The following is a 12,829-nucleotide window of genomic DNA, read 5'->3' as shown; positions in this document are numbered from 1 at the left end:
GGGGCAACATTGGGACGCAAGGCCGAAATGTCCAGGATCTGTCATCTTGGCAGAGCAGACGGGAGGAATTACGTCTGGCATAAGAGATAAGGAGGTGAATATGCGGTTCGATGGACTGATGGTTGCGGCGATTTGGGGGCTTTGCGCTGCGCCAGGCGTAGCGTCTGAGGAATCAGACACGCTTTATGACCTCCTGCGGATCGATGATGTGATTACTCAGCTTCGCGCCGAAGGGCTCGCTTATGGTGAGGTGATCGAGGAAGATCTTTTCCCGGGGATCAGCAGCGACGGCTGGTCCGCATCGGTCTCGGAAATCTATGATGCAGAGTTTTTTGGCTCTGAAATCCGGGACAGTTTTGCCAGAGGCCTCGACAATGCCAATCTCGCGCCGTTGATCACATTTTTTGGATCGGAGGAAGGACAGGAGATCATCAGCCTCGAACTGTCAGCCCGAGAGGTCATGGCTGATGAAAGCGCTCAGACAACAGCTTATGAGATGTTTCAGGGACTGCCCGGGGAGCGGTTTGACCAGATTGACCGCTTCGCGGAGGTCAACGATCTGATCGAGCAGAATGTGACGGGAACACTGAACTCAAATTTGGCCTTCTATACAGCGCTTTTCGACAAGGGTGCTCTGCCGGGTGTGACATCCGAAGAAGATCTGATCCGGGACAGCTACGCGCAGATCGATATGATCCGGGACGAGGCACGCCGATGGATCTACGGATTTCTGACCATGGCCTATTCGCCCCTCAGTGACGAAACGCTTGAGACCTACATCGCGGTTTCGGAATCTGAGGCCGGGCAGGCCTTGAATGCGGTGCTGTTCGAAGGCTTCGATGCGGTATATCTGGAGGTATCGCGCCAACTTGGCGACGCCGCGGCAGAGCGGATGCAGGGTCAGTCACTCTGACAGCATATCGGTCTTGACTTCGGGGGTGGGTTTCTTCAGAGAGCGCGGACCCGCCAGGATCGTTCGCGCGGGTCTTTTTGCAATGTTGTCCCGAAAGGGGCGCGCTGTCCGAGGTGGGGAAGACCCCGAAAACGCCGCTTGCGGGACCACAGGACGCGGAAAATGAAGGTAAACGACATGTTCGCAGTCATGAAGACTGGCGGCAAGCAGTATCGGGTTCAGGCAGGCGACGTCCTGCGGGTCGAGAAGCTTGCAGCGGAATCCGGTGAAACCGTCCAGTTCAACGACGTCCTGATGGTGGGTTCCACCGTTGGTGCGCCGCTGGTGGATGATGCCGGCGTTCAGGCCGAGATCATTGACCAGATCAAGGGTGACAAGGTCATCAACTTCGTCAAGCGCCGCCGGAAGCACGGCTCGAAGCGCACGAAGGGCCACCGTCAGCAACTGACCCTGCTGCGCATCACCGAGATCCTCGAGTCCGGCGCCAAGGCGTCCGGCGTGAAGGCCGCTGTTGGTGCCGGTGCCGCCGGTGTCGCGATGACCGAAGCTGCGGCTCCGAAGAAGGCCGCTGCCCCGAAGAAAGCCGAAGCTCCGAAGGCCGAAGCGCCCGCAGCCGAGGCTGTTGACGCTGAGAAGCCCTCGAACCTGCTCGACGCCCCCCGCGGCGGCGAGGCCGACGATCTGAAGAAGATCTCGGGCGTGGGTCCGGCCCTGGAGAAGAAGCTGCACGAGAATGGCGTGTATCACTTCGACCAGATCATGGCTTGGGGTCCGGAAGAAATCGCCTATATGGATGACCAGCTGTCGTTCAAGGGTCGCATCGAGCGCGACAACTGGATCGAGCAGGCTGCTCAGTTCAACGCTGAAAAGGAGTAACACCGAATGGCACATAAAAAGGCAGGCGGTTCCAGCCGCAACGGTCGCGACTCCGCGGGACGCCGTCTTGGCGTCAAGAAGTTCGGCGGCCAGGAAGTCATTCCCGGCAACATCATCATCCGTCAGCGCGGCACCAAGTGGTGGCCGGGCCAGGGTGTTGGCCTTGGCAAGGATCACACCATCTTCGCCACCGAAGAAGGCCGCGTGACCTTCCACAAGGGCCTGAAGGGCCGGACCTTTGTGTCCGTGCTGCCGGAAGCGGAAGCCGCCGAGTAAGGCGCGATCCGTTCCTGTGAGTTTGAAAGGGGAGCGGCGCGGGCCGCTCCCCTTTTTTGTGTTCCGACCGGAGGCCGCCATGCCCGGAGATATTGCGTGGATCGACACGGACAGGCTGCACTTAAGGCCCCTGACGCCGGCGGACGGTCCGGCGCTGGTGGAGGGCGTCGGCAATTACGATGTCTCCCGGTGGCTTTCCGTGGTGCCGTTCCCCTACACTCAGGCGGACGCGGAGGCGTTTGTCGCGTCGCCCTTCGCGGAGGCGCGGCGCTGTTGGGCGATCTGTCGGAAGGACCGGCCTAATGATCTGATGGGCCTCATCTCGATCGCGGGTGAAATCGGTTTCTGGCTGGCACGCCCCCATTGGGGACAGGGCTATGCCAGCGAGGCCTGCGCTGCAGTGATCGATGCGGCATTCGCGGATCCGAACCGCAAGGAGGTCTCGATCTCCCATATGCATGGCAATGAAGGCTCGCGACGGGTCATCGAGAAGATGGGGTTCCGCCATGTCGGTGACGAAGAACGGCATTTCCGGGCACTCGGGCAGGAGGCGCCGGTCCGCCTCTACCGGATGACGCGGGCGGAGTGGCGCGAACAGCGCGGCTTGAGGCGGAGCGGGTGGTGGTCTATCGCTCGCACAGAACAGAAAACGGAGCAGGCGACATGAAATTCCTCGACCTTGCAAAGGTCCATATCCGCTCCGGCTCGGGCGGCGGCGGGGCGATTTCCTTCCGTCGTGAGAAGTTTATCGAATATGGCGGCCCTGATGGCGGTGATGGCGGTCGCGGCGGGGATGTCATTGCTGAGGCGGTCGATGGGCTGAACACGCTGATCGATTTCCGCTATCAGCAGCATTTCTTTGCGAAAAACGGACAGCACGGCATGGGCAGCCAACGCACCGGCGCCAGTGGCGCGGATATTGTGCTGCGGGTGCCCGTGGGGACCGAAATCCTTGAGGAAGACGAGGAAACGGTGATCGCGGACCTGACCGAAGTCGGTCAGCGGGTGGTTCTGGCCGAGGGCGGCAATGGCGGCTGGGGCAATTTGCATTTCAAATCCTCGACCAATCAGGCCCCCCGCCGCGCCAATCCCGGCCAGCCCGGTGTCGAGCGTACCCTCTGGCTGCGGCTGAAGCTGATTGCTGATGCAGGGCTGCTGGGCCTGCCGAATGCGGGCAAATCGACATTCCTCGCGGCAACCTCCAACGCCCGGCCCAAGATCGCCGACTATCCGTTCACCACGCTGCACCCCAATCTCGGAGTGGTGGGCGTCGACGGCAGTGAATTCCTGATCGCCGACATTCCTGGCCTCATCGAGGGCGCTCATGAGGGCAAGGGGATCGGGGATCGGTTCCTTGGCCACGTGGAGCGCTGTGCGGTGCTGTTGCATCTCGTGGACGGTACGTCTGGCGACCCGGTGGGGGACTGGCGCACTGTTATCGAGGAGCTTGAGGCCTATGGCGGCGGACTCGCGGATAAGCCGCGCGTTACGGCTCTGAACAAGTGCGACGCGCTAGACGAAGAGGAACGGGCATTTATCCGAGAGGAGCTGGAGGCGGTAGCAGGCCCGGTGATGATCATGTCCGGTGTCTCGGGCGAGGGCGTGACCGAAGTTCTGCGGGCGCTGCGCAAAACCATTGCCGCGGCGCGTGGCTGGACCAAAACGGTCGAAGAAGAGGATAGCGGACCGTGGCAACCCTGAATATCCGGGATGCGAAGCGTCTGGTGGTGAAGATCGGCTCGGCGCTCCTCGTTGACAGCACCACCGGAGCGCTGCGGCGGGATTGGCTGGCCGGGCTTTGTGAGGATGTGGCGCGGATCCGGGCGCGCGGGACAGAGGTGGTGCTGGTTTCCTCCGGGTCCATCGCGTTGGGGCGCGGACGGCTGGGGCTGGGCTCGGGAGCGCTGGCGCTGGAGCAGGCGCAAGCCGCTGCGGCCGCAGGACAAATCGCGCTTGCTCGCGCCTATGAGGAGATGTTGGCGCCCCATGATCTGACCGCCGCGCAGGTGCTCCTTACGCTGGAGGACACCGCCGACCGCCGCCGCTATCTGAACGCCCGTGCCACGCTCGGGGCGCTCCTGTCCCTCGGGGCGGTGCCCATCGTCAATGAGAATGATACTGTGGCGACGGACGAGATCCGGTTTGGCGATAATGACCGCCTCGCGGCGCAGATCGCCGTCACCGTAGGTGCAGATCAGCTGGTGCTCCTGTCCGACGTGGACGGGCTCTACACCGCCAACCCGCAGACCCATCCCGAGGCCCGCCATTTGCCGGTGGTTGAGGAGATCACACCAGAGATTTCGGCCATGGCCGGTGAGGCGGCGTCGCATCTCTCCAAGGGTGGAATGCGGACAAAGGTGATGGCGGCGCGGACGGCTGTGCTGTCGGGATGTGCTTTGTGCATCACATCAGGTTTGCTTTTCAAACCACTGACAGAGCTTGAGAATGATGCAAGACATACCTGGTTTCTGCCTCAGACGGACCCCAAAACCGCACGCAAGGTCTGGATCGCCGCGATGAAACCGCGTGGCCGGATCGTGGTCGATGCCGGGGCCGGACAGGCGCTTGCCAGCGGTAAATCGCTTCTGCCCGCCGGGGTCACGATGATCTCGGGCGCGTGGGAGCGCGGAGATCCGGTGGCGATCGAGACCACGGAGGGTGCGATCCTCGGCAATGGCCTCGCGCGCTACACCTCGGATGAAGCGCGCGCCATTGCTGGGTGTCGCAGTTCGGAAATTGAGGCTATCCTTGGCTATCCCGGACGCGCCGCGCTGGTGCACAGGGACGATATGGTTGTGTGAGGACGACATGAAAGATCAGGCGGACATCTCGGAAATCATGGAAGATATCGGGCGACGCGCCCGGGCGGCCAGCCGCGAGATCGCCATCGCCCCGCCGGAAGCCAAATCCGCCGCGCTGACCCATGCCGCCGATCTGCTGATCGAACGGACGCCCGAGATCATCGCAGCGAACGCGGATGATCTGTCTTTTGGTCGGGACAATGGATTGTCGGGTGCGATGCTCGACCGCCTTATGCTGGATGAGGCGCGCATCTTCGCCATCGCGGAGGCGCTGAGGGCCATTGCCGCGCAGCCTGATCCCGTGGGGGCGGTGATGGACGCATGGGACAGGCCCTCCGGCCTGCATATCGAGCGCGTCCGCACGCCGCTGGGTGTCATCGGTGTGATTTATGAGAGTCGGCCCAATGTGACGGCTGACGCTGGCGCGCTGTGCCTGAAATCCGGCAATGCTGTGATTCTGCGCGGGGGGTCCGAGAGCTTTCACAGTTCAGGCGCCATCCATGCCTGTCTCGTCGAGGGCTTGACTCGGGCCGGTTTGCCCGTCGACGCCATCCAGCGGGTGCCGACCCGCGACCGGGCGGCGGTGTCGGAAATGCTGACCATGACCGACCACATTGACGTGATCGTGCCGCGTGGGGGCAAGGGGCTCGTGGGTTTGGTCCAGCGTGAGGCACGGGTGCCGGTCTTTGCCCATCTGGAAGGCATCGTGCACATCTACATCGATAAGGATGCAGATCCCGAGGTTGCGCTGAAGGTCGTGTTGAACGCCAAGACCCGCCGGACGGGCATTTGCGGCGCGGCGGAATGTTTGCTGATCCACCAGGACGTGGCCAATACCATCGGTCAGGGGGTTATTCGGGCGCTTCTTGAGAAGGGCGTCGAGGTGCAGGCGGATGAGATGCTTGGCGCGATCGAGGGGACCGTTCCCGCGTCTGAGGAGAGCTGGGGCAAAGAGTTCCTTGATATGATCATCGCCGCCCGGGTTGTGCCTGATCTGGACGCCGCGATGGGGCACATCGCCCGGTATGGCTCGGACCACACCGATTGCATCGTCACTGCGAACCCGGAAACCGCCGAGCGCTTTCTGACCGAAGTAGACAGCGCCATTGTCATGGTGAACGTCTCGACCCAGTTCGCCGATGGCGGCGAGTTCGGGATGGGCGCAGAAATTGGCATCGCTACGGGTCGCCTCCACGCGCGCGGCCCGGTGGGTGCGGAGCAGCTCACGTCTTTCAAATATCGCGTGCGCGGCAGCGGGACCGTGCGGACCTGACTACCGGGAGGCATGGATCGCCATCGATTGTGCGGTATCCCCCGTGACACGGATCGTCCGCCCGGTGGCTTCCGCGGCGAGGCGCGTCAAGGTCAGGTGTACCTCTGACGCTGGTGGAAGGGGGGCGGCCGGGTTTGTCAGATAGTCGATGATTTCCGCCTCGGCCCGTAATCGATCTGCTTTCAGCCGGAGCGTGAAACCGCCCATCTGCGAGGAGAGGGCCATCTTTCCGCCGTAGGCCAGCATGGTTTCTCCGGTCATCAGCAGAAGTGCGGCGAGCCGAGCGTCATCGCGGTTCAGATCACCGGGGGAGTCCCAGTCGAGCGAGACGTTGCGGCCTTGAGCCAGCGAGGCGCGCAGATCGGCCAATTGCTGTCCGGTGACAGTCTGATCGGCGGCGCTTGCCCCGAAAGCAAGCCGGAACAGGTTCAATCGCGCGACAGCCGCTTGGTGCGAGCCGATCACCAGATCGATCTCGGGTCCCGTGGCGGCCCCGGTCATCTGGACCAGCTCGATGCCATTGCCGATGGCGCCCAATGGGTTTGCGATGTCGTGGCAGATCCGCGACCCGATGAGCCAGTTCAATTCTGGTGAGAAGTTTGTCATACTCGTCTCCGTCTTCAAAAGATGGGCTCAGCCATGTCAGATATGAACGCCTTGCTCGAACCTGGTATGATCGTGCGCCATCCCGATGCCCCGGATTGGGGGCAAGGTCAGGTTCAGTCAAATATCGCCGGAACCATTACGGTGATGTTTCAGCAGAAAGGTAAAGTTGTTATTGACGGACGGCATGTTCAGCTGCTCCTCGCTGAGTAGCAGTCTGGGCGCGACGTGTATTGCGGAGAGCGGGCCTCAGGCTTAGAACCCGCGCCATGACGATCCCGAACCCTTCTCGCTCCGGCGGCCCGACCAACTTGTCGGTCCGGTTGGCAGAGACCGCTGACGACCTCCGCGCAGCGCAACGTCTGCGGTTTGAGGTCTTTGTCGAAGAACTCGGTGGTTCAGGTGAACTGACGGACCACGATCAGCGCATCGAGGCGGACCGCTTTGATCCGCTCTGTCGACATCTCTTGCTCGAAGATGCCGCACGGGCCGAGGACGACCGCATTGTGGGGGTGTACCGGCTGATGACCGCTGCAGCAGCAGAGGAGGCGGGCGGCTTTTACAGCGAATCTGAGTACGACCTGACACCGTTACGCGAATCGGGGCGCAGGCTGCTGGAATTGGGCCGGTCCTGCCTCCATCGCGACTACCGCGGCGGCGATGCGATGGTGCATCTCTGGGGCGGGCTCGCGGAACTGGTAGCGACTGAAGGGGCCGAGATCCTCTTTGGCGTGGCGTCCTTTCACGGGACCGACGCAGAGGCGCTGGCCGGTCCGCTTTCGATCCTGCATCACCGCTATCTGGCCCCACCCGAACTGCGCGTCACTGCTCGTCTGCCGGAAGCGCATCCGATGGATCTGCTGCCAGAAGACCAAATCGACCGCGTTGCCGCCATGCGGGCGATGCCATCGCTCATCAAGGGCTACCTGCGCCTCGGAGGCATGGTCGGCGAGGGAGCCTGGATCGATCGGCAATTCAACACCACCGATGTTTGCCTGATCATGGACACGGCCAGTATCACCGAGCGGGGCCGGGCGCTTTACGGACGGGGTCGCGCGTGATCTGGACCGAAGAGACCCCGGCGGACGAGGGTCCCATCGGCGTTGCCGGCTGGCTGCGTGCGGTGCTGCGGGGCGTTCCGTTGGCGATCTGGGTCTTTGGGATGCTGGCGGTGCACATGTTGGTGCGTCTGATCGAGCGTCCCATTTGCGGCCATCACCGTCCGGTCACCCCGTGGATCACCGTCACCGTCTGCCGCGGCGCGCTCCGGATCATCGGGCTGAAACATCAGGTCAGTGGCCCGCAAATGCAGGGCGAGGGCGCGATGGTCGCCAACCACGTGAGCTGGCTGGATATCTTTGTGCTGAACTCCGTGGAGCCGCTGTATTTCGTGTCGAAGGCTGAGGTGGCGGGCTGGCCCGGCATCGGGTTGCTGGCGAAGGCCACCGGAACGCTCTTTATCCGCCGTGACCGGCGGGAGGCGAAACGACAGCAGGCGGAGCTGGAGGAACGGCTCCACGCCCGCCACCGGCTTTTGTTTTTCCCTGAAGGCACCTCGACGGATGGCATTCGGGTGCTGCCCTTCAAGACCACGCTGTTTGCCGCCTTCATGACCGACGAGCTGCGCGACGAGATGCAGGTTCAGCCGATCTCTGTTCTTTACCACCCGCCCGATGGTGGCGATTCCCGATTCTATGGCTGGTGGGGCGAGATGGAGTTCGGTGAGAACCTTATCAAGATCCTGTCCGCGCCCCGCCATGGCCGGGTCGAGGTGCGCCGCCATGATCCCATCGCCGTCGCAACCCACCCTAACCGGAAAGCCCTGGCCCGGCTGGCCGAAGAGACCGTCCGGGGCGGCTTGCGCAGAGCGGGGCTGCTGGCGGGTTCAGACGACGAGGGCTGAGCGCAGGGCGGTAAGCGTGGCCAGCGGATCGTCACTGCGCCAGATCTCTTCGCCCAGCGCGACGAAATCCGTCACCGAGGCGAGCCGACCGAGAAGCTCCGGGTCGAGCCCACCCTCGGCCACGACCGGAACCTCGATCATTTCAGACCACCACGCAAAGAGGTCGATCTCCGCCGGGTCATCGCCCAGATCAGGACCGCCCAGAGGGCCGAAGCTCACGTAATCGGCACCCATTTCGCCGGCGGTCATGCCGTCATGGCTGGAGGCTCCGCAGAACGCGCCGACAATGGCGTCAGCGCCGAGATCAGCCCGCGCCTTGCGAACTTGCCGCGCGCCATCGGACAGATGCACCCCGTCGAGACCGGTGCGTTCCGCCAGTTTCCAGTGATCGGCAATGACCAGCGCCACGTCGCGCGGCTCGGTCACGGCGCGCAGCAGATCGCAGGCACGAAGGAGCGTGTCTTCGTCCCGTGTGGCGAGGTCGATCCGCAGGCAAGATACGGGAGCCGCGTCCAGAATCCGGGCGGCCAGATCGGGAAAGCCTGCATCAATCTGCGGCGGGGAGATCAGGTAGAGTTGCGGCACATCTTCGGACATGGGGGCCTCCGGTCAGTCTTGGATGCGTCCTATCCTGCGCCGAGGCGTTTGACCATGCTGGACCTGCGCTGCGCCGCGACATAAGAGCGGCGCCATGGAACAGATGCCCGCCTTCATCCTCGTGCGCCCGCAAATGGGCGAGAATATCGGTGCCGCCGCGCGCGCCATGCTGAATTTCGGCCTGACGGACATGCGGCTGGTCTCACCCCGCGACGGCTGGCCCAATGAACGCGCCGTGGCGCTCGCGTCGGGCGCGTCTGCGGTGCTGGAGAGTGCCCGGCTCGCAGATAGCATTGCCGACGCCGCGGAGGGCTGTGATGTACTTTTTGCCACCACCGCGCGGCCCCGCGATATGACTTTGCCCGTTCACACGCCTGAGACGGCCATGGCGGAGGCGCGCAGGTCGATCGTGCAGGGACGGCGCGTGGGCGTTCTCTTCGGACCCGAGCGGGCAGGTTTGGAGAACGACGATATTGCCCGGGCGCAGGCCGTCGTGACCGTCCCGGTGAACCCGCAATTTGCGTCCCTGAACCTTGCCCAATGTGTGTTGCTGATGGGCTATGAATGGCGTCGTCAGGCGGTGGAGACGGGAGCTGTCCCCGAGGACGGACCCGTCATGGCGACGCTGCCGGAGGTCGAGCGCTGGGCCGGACATTTCGAAGACCGGCTGGAGGAGGCGGGCTTCTTCTTCCCCGACCACAAGGCGGCTCATATGAAACGCTCTCTGCGCAATCTCTGGGCGAGGATGCCGCTGACCCGATCAGACACGCAGATCCTGCATGGCGCGTTGCGGCAACTGGTGCGACGTCGCGACTGACAAGGCATCGACTCTGCGGCCTTGCAGCGCCGGGTCCCGGAGAATAGCTTTCGCGCGACGCCAAAGCGGAGACCCCATGGCACAGAAACGCGCGATTTTCGAAGAGGTGGGCGCCGAGCAGCGCCCGGCAGAGCAACCCAAAGGCGGCATGATCGACGCCCGGCCCAAAGGCGCCCGTAAGGCGATCCGGGTGTGGCTAATCGTTCTGTTTGCCCTCGTGGCGGTGATGATCGCGGTGGGTGGCCTGACCCGCCTGACCGATTCCGGGCTGTCGATCACCGAATGGCGCCCTGTGACCGGCGCGGTGCCTCCCCTGTCTGAGGCTGACTGGCAGGCCGAGTTTGCCAAATATCAGGAAATCCCCGAATTCCAGTTGCAAAATGCCGACATGACCCTGTCGGAGTTCAAGACAATCTATTGGTGGGAATGGGGGCACCGGCAACTGGGGCGCGTGATCGGCCTCGTCTGGGCGCTGGGTTTCGTCGGTTTCCTCGTGACCCGGCAGATCCCGCGTGGCTGGACGGGTCGGCTGTTGGCGCTGGGCGCGCTGGGCGGTCTCCAGGGGGCAATCGGCTGGTGGATGGTGTCGTCGGGCCTCGGGGGAGACATGCTCGACGTGGACTCGTACCGGCTTGACGTGGCCTCCTACCGGCTCGCCACCCATCTGGGCCTCGCCTTTGTGATTCTCGGGCTGATCACGTGGTTCGCACTGCAACTGTCCCGTAGCGAAGCGCAACTCCTGACCGCCCGGAGGGGCCGGGAGACCGGGTTGATGGGCTCAGCGGGGATTCTCGTGGGGCTGGCGTTTTTCCAGATCCTGCTGGGTGCGCTGGTCGCGGGCATCGACGCGGGCCGCAACTATATTGACTGGCCGCTCATGGCGGGTGGGTTCTTTCCGCCCGATCCCTTCGCGATCGAGCCGCTCTGGCGGAATTTCTTTGAAAATGACGGGCTGGTGCAGTTCCTGCACCGCATGTCCGCCTATGTGCTGACGGTGGTCGCGGTGGTGGTCTTCCTGCGCGCTCGTAAGTCATCCTACCGCAAGACCCGCGCCGCCTATCACGGGGTCATCGCGATGCTGGCGGTGCAAATGGTGCTGGGCGTCGTCACGGTGATGCATTCCTCGCCGTGGTATCTGGCGATCCTGCACCAGATCGGGGCCGTGGCGCTCTGGGTGCTGATCCTGCGCGCGCGCCACCAGAACGCCTATCCGCAGAGCCAGTCGCTGAGGGACGCATGATGAGCACAGCCTATGAACGGGTGATGGCGCGTCAGCGCCAGACGCAGATCCTCGCTGGAGTCTCCGGGCTGCTGGGCTGGGACCAGGAGACGATGATGCCCAAAGGCGCCGCCGATCAGCGGGCCGAGCAGATGGGTGCGATGGAGGAATTGCTCCACGCCCGGCGTAGCGATCCGGCTCTGGCAGACGGGCTGGCCGAGGCCGAAAGCGCTGATCTCGACGAAGTGAGCCGCGCCAATCTGCGTGAGATCCGCCGGCAAGTGGACCATGCGACCAAAGTGCCTGCCGACCTGGCCGCCGAATTGGCGCGGGTGACTTCCCGGGCCCAGGGCGTCTGGGCTGCGGCAAGGGCGGCGGATGATGTGGCGGCCTTTACGCCGATGCTGGAGCAGATCGTGGCGCTGAAGCGCGACGAGGCCGCAGCGCTCTCCGACGGCTCTGCCTATGACGCGCTGCTCGACCAGTTCGAGCCGGGGGCGACCGGAGCGGATCTGGCGGCGATGTTCGGTGCGCTGCGGCCCCGGCTTGTGGCTCTGCGTGACAGGATCTTCGGCGCGGAGCAGCACCCTGAGCCACTTATGGGGACCTTCGCCGAAGACACCCAGATCGCGCTGGCCCGTGACGTGGCGGAGCGGTACGGCTATGATTTCGAGCGCGGCCGGATCGACAAGGCAGTGCATCCGTTCAGTTCCGGGTCGGGCAGCGACGTGCGGATCACCACCCGCACCGACCCCGCCGATCCGTTCAACTGTCTCTACTCCACAATTCACGAAGTGGGTCACGGCTGTTACGAGCAGGGGGTGGACCCGGCCTATGCCTTCACCCCGCTCGGTCACGGCGCCTCTATGGGGGTCCATGAGAGCCAAAGCCGGATCTATGAGAACCAGCTTGGTCGCTCGCGCGCCTTCACCGGTTGGCTTCATGGTCGAATGACGGACCTGTTTGGTGATCTTGGCATGGATGCGGACGGGTTTTTCGGCACTGTGAACCGGCTGCAGAAGGGCTTCATTCGCACCGAAGCCGATGAAGTTCAGTACAACCTGCACGTGCTGTTGCGCTTTGATCTGGAACGGGAGCTTATCGACGGATCCCTGACTGTGGCCGAGCTCGAAGGCGCGTGGAACGACCGTTTCGAGGCGGATTTCGGGTATCGCCCGGACCGCCCGTCACAGGGCTGCTTGCAGGATGTGCATTGGTCGGTGGGGCTGTTCGGCTACTTCCCGACCTACACGCTCGGCAATGTCTATGCGGGCTGTCTCAATGAGGCGCTGCGGCGGGATGTGCCGGATCTCGATTCTGCGCTGGCCGACGGGGACCCGAGCCCGGCAACCGACTGGCTGCGGGAGAAGCTCCAGCGCCATGGGTCCCTTCGCACGCCACGTGAGACCATCATTCACGCCATCGGAGGTGCGCCCTCGGAAGAGCCGCTGCTCTCCTATCTGGAGGCCAAATTCGGCGAAATTTACGGGTTCTGACCCATAAAACAGCCCGGAATTGATAGATCCCGGGCTGTTTTCTTAGTCGCTTCGA

At 63.5% G+C, this 12,829-nt stretch carries 15 protein-coding genes; 13 read left to right on the top strand and 2 right to left on the bottom strand.

The window, feature by feature from the left end:
• The first annotated feature begins 100 nt into the window (after nt 1–100).
• From FEV53_RS07465 to FEV53_RS07435, 7 genes are all read left to right on the top strand, one after another.
• Nucleotides 101–913 carry a hypothetical protein gene (locus FEV53_RS07465; protein WP_142834185.1) on the top strand — a complete coding sequence of 271 codons (813 nt, stop codon included), beginning with the start codon at nt 101–103 and terminating at the stop codon, nt 911–913.
• A 177-nt stretch (nt 914–1,090) separates the two neighbouring features.
• Nucleotides 1,091–1,789 (top strand): 50S ribosomal protein L21, encoded by a 699-nt coding sequence (locus tag FEV53_RS07460; RefSeq protein WP_142834238.1) that lies wholly within the window; start codon nt 1,091–1,093, stop codon nt 1,787–1,789.
• A 6-nt stretch (nt 1,790–1,795) separates the two neighbouring features.
• The gene (gene rpmA, locus FEV53_RS07455; RefSeq protein ID WP_142834184.1) at nt 1,796–2,065 is read left to right on the top strand and encodes a 50S ribosomal protein L27; all 270 of its coding nucleotides are present in this window, start codon (nt 1,796–1,798) and stop codon (nt 2,063–2,065) included.
• Nucleotides 2,066–2,144: 79 nt separating this feature from the next.
• A complete protein-coding gene (locus FEV53_RS07450; RefSeq protein WP_142834183.1) occupies nt 2,145–2,732 on the top strand; it encodes a GNAT family N-acetyltransferase in 588 nt (195 codons plus the stop codon).
• Nucleotides 2,729–3,766 carry a GTPase ObgE gene (gene obgE / locus FEV53_RS07445; RefSeq protein ID WP_142834182.1) on the top strand — a complete coding sequence of 346 codons (1,038 nt, stop codon included), beginning with the start codon at nt 2,729–2,731 and terminating at the stop codon, nt 3,764–3,766. Before FEV53_RS07450 ends, obgE begins: the two co-directional genes overlap by 4 nt.
• On the top strand, nt 3,754–4,866 hold the full coding sequence (proB, locus tag FEV53_RS07440) for a glutamate 5-kinase (RefSeq protein ID WP_142834181.1): 1,113 nt from the start codon (nt 3,754–3,756) through the stop codon (nt 4,864–4,866). The genes obgE and proB overlap by 13 nt, the downstream gene beginning before the upstream one ends.
• A gap of 7 nt (nt 4,867–4,873) precedes the next feature.
• Nucleotides 4,874–6,139 (top strand): glutamate-5-semialdehyde dehydrogenase, encoded by a 1,266-nt coding sequence (locus FEV53_RS07435; protein WP_142834180.1) that lies wholly within the window; start codon nt 4,874–4,876, stop codon nt 6,137–6,139.
• Here FEV53_RS07435 and FEV53_RS07430 read toward each other — a convergent pair whose 3' ends face one another.
• Nucleotides 6,140–6,745 (bottom strand): histidine phosphotransferase family protein, encoded by a 606-nt coding sequence (locus tag FEV53_RS07430; RefSeq protein WP_142834179.1) that lies wholly within the window; start codon nt 6,743–6,745, stop codon nt 6,140–6,142.
• A gap of 33 nt (nt 6,746–6,778) precedes the next feature.
• Here FEV53_RS07430 and FEV53_RS07425 point away from each other — a divergent pair, with 33 nt between their 5' ends.
• The 3 genes from FEV53_RS07425 to olsA are packed head-to-tail and all read left to right on the top strand — an operon-like array spanning nt 6,779 to nt 8,645.
• Nucleotides 6,779–6,955, top strand: coding sequence for a DUF3553 domain-containing protein (locus FEV53_RS07425; RefSeq protein WP_142834178.1), 177 nt, complete (start codon nt 6,779–6,781; stop codon nt 6,953–6,955).
• Nucleotides 6,956–7,011: 56 nt separating this feature from the next.
• Complete coding sequence (olsB, locus tag FEV53_RS07420) at nt 7,012–7,803, top strand: L-ornithine N(alpha)-acyltransferase (RefSeq protein WP_142834177.1); 792 nt, start codon at nt 7,012–7,014, stop codon at nt 7,801–7,803.
• Nucleotides 7,800–8,645 (top strand): lyso-ornithine lipid O-acyltransferase, encoded by an 846-nt coding sequence (gene olsA / locus FEV53_RS07415; RefSeq protein ID WP_246100752.1) that lies wholly within the window; start codon nt 7,800–7,802, stop codon nt 8,643–8,645. The genes olsB and olsA overlap by 4 nt, the downstream gene beginning before the upstream one ends.
• Here the strand turns inward: olsA and FEV53_RS07410 are convergent.
• Nucleotides 8,628–9,242, bottom strand: a complete 615-nt coding sequence (locus FEV53_RS07410; protein WP_142834176.1) for a thiamine phosphate synthase — start codon at nt 9,240–9,242, stop codon at nt 8,628–8,630. The genes olsA and FEV53_RS07410 overlap by 18 nt on opposite strands.
• A 94-nt stretch (nt 9,243–9,336) precedes the next feature.
• On the opposite strand from FEV53_RS07410, the gene FEV53_RS07405 reads away from it, so the two are divergent.
• The 3 genes from FEV53_RS07405 (at nt 9,337) to FEV53_RS07395 (ending at nt 12,774) form a co-directional block, all read left to right on the top strand.
• Nucleotides 9,337–10,059 carry an RNA methyltransferase gene (locus FEV53_RS07405; protein WP_142834175.1) on the top strand — a complete coding sequence of 241 codons (723 nt, stop codon included), beginning with the start codon at nt 9,337–9,339 and terminating at the stop codon, nt 10,057–10,059.
• A gap of 76 nt (nt 10,060–10,135) precedes the next feature.
• On the top strand, nt 10,136–11,299 hold the full coding sequence (gene ctaA, locus FEV53_RS07400) for a heme A synthase (RefSeq protein WP_142834174.1): 1,164 nt from the start codon (nt 10,136–10,138) through the stop codon (nt 11,297–11,299).
• Nucleotides 11,299–12,774: a carboxypeptidase M32 gene (locus tag FEV53_RS07395; RefSeq protein ID WP_142834236.1), complete on the top strand. Its 1,476-nt coding sequence runs from the start codon at nt 11,299–11,301 to the stop codon at nt 12,772–12,774. Before ctaA ends, FEV53_RS07395 begins: the two co-directional genes overlap by 1 nt.
• Nucleotides 12,775–12,829: the final 55 nt, after the last annotated feature.

The organism is Palleronia caenipelagi (genome assembly GCF_007004065.1).
In the GTDB taxonomy this organism is placed as follows: domain Bacteria; phylum Pseudomonadota; class Alphaproteobacteria; order Rhodobacterales; family Rhodobacteraceae; genus Palleronia; species Palleronia caenipelagi.
Note: the sequence above shows the minus strand (reverse complement) of the source record. Positions and strands in the feature narration are given on the sequence as shown.

Coding starts and splice junctions, on each gene's coding strand:
- FEV53_RS07465 (WP_142834185.1), top strand. CDS start 101: ATGCGGTTCGATGGACTGATGGTTGCGGCGATTTGGGGGCTTTGCGCT.
- FEV53_RS07460 (WP_142834238.1), top strand. CDS start 1,091: ATGTTCGCAGTCATGAAGACTGGCGGCAAGCAGTATCGGGTTCAGGCA.
- rpmA (WP_142834184.1), top strand. CDS start 1,796: ATGGCACATAAAAAGGCAGGCGGTTCCAGCCGCAACGGTCGCGACTCC.
- FEV53_RS07450 (WP_142834183.1), top strand. CDS start 2,145: ATGCCCGGAGATATTGCGTGGATCGACACGGACAGGCTGCACTTAAGG.
- obgE (WP_142834182.1), top strand. CDS start 2,729: ATGAAATTCCTCGACCTTGCAAAGGTCCATATCCGCTCCGGCTCGGGC.
- FEV53_RS07435 (WP_142834180.1), top strand. CDS start 4,874: ATGAAAGATCAGGCGGACATCTCGGAAATCATGGAAGATATCGGGCGA.
- FEV53_RS07430 (WP_142834179.1), bottom strand. CDS start 6,745: ATGACAAACTTCTCACCAGAATTGAACTGGCTCATCGGGTCGCGGATC.
- FEV53_RS07425 (WP_142834178.1), top strand. CDS start 6,779: ATGTCAGATATGAACGCCTTGCTCGAACCTGGTATGATCGTGCGCCAT.
- olsB (WP_142834177.1), top strand. CDS start 7,012: ATGACGATCCCGAACCCTTCTCGCTCCGGCGGCCCGACCAACTTGTCG.
- FEV53_RS07410 (WP_142834176.1), bottom strand. CDS start 9,242: ATGTCCGAAGATGTGCCGCAACTCTACCTGATCTCCCCGCCGCAGATT.
- FEV53_RS07405 (WP_142834175.1), top strand. CDS start 9,337: ATGGAACAGATGCCCGCCTTCATCCTCGTGCGCCCGCAAATGGGCGAG.
- ctaA (WP_142834174.1), top strand. CDS start 10,136: ATGGCACAGAAACGCGCGATTTTCGAAGAGGTGGGCGCCGAGCAGCGC.
- FEV53_RS07395 (WP_142834236.1), top strand. CDS start 11,299: ATGAGCACAGCCTATGAACGGGTGATGGCGCGTCAGCGCCAGACGCAG.